At 67.6% G+C, this 411-nt stretch carries 1 pseudogene; it reads right to left on the bottom strand.

Features of this window, described 5'->3' with window-relative positions:
- Positions 1 to 77 precede the first annotated feature (77 nt).
- Positions 78 to 411: pseudogene (locus TN53_RS42640) on the bottom strand (ISKra4 family transposase); the annotation flags it as partial.

The raw sequence follows: 411 nt of genomic DNA, 5'->3' as shown, positions 1-411 counted from the left end.
CGGTTCAGTGCCCTTGCGTAGCCATGGTTCCACGCCATCGGAGAAGGGTGTAGCTCCGGCTCTGGGAAGTCTGCGGTTCAGGCGGTGAGTTGGTAGTTGTGCTGGTCGGGGGCGGGATAGAGACGTTCGTGCTCTTGGGCGAGATGGAAGGTCCAGTACTCGTCGAAGTCGCCGTTGTCGTTCAGGGCGCGGAGTTTGAGGACGGCTTCGGCGCCAGCCAGGCCCCAGCGTGCGCCGGTGATGTCGAGACGGTCGCCGATCAGGTGGCGGCAGGCGCCCTCGATCGCGCCGGTGGCGATGGGCCAGCCCGCTGCCAGGGCGGTGTCGTAGCGGAGCTGGTCGAGGTGACCGGTGAGATAGCCGACGCAGGAATCGGCGGCCTCGCGCTTTGCTCCGCGCAGGCCGGTCCGG

The sequence above is a fragment of the Streptomyces sp. WM6386 genome (genome assembly GCF_000972385.1).
GTDB lineage: Bacteria > Actinomycetota > Actinomycetes > Streptomycetales > Streptomycetaceae > Streptomyces.
This window is presented reverse-complemented; position numbering and strand designations above follow the sequence as displayed.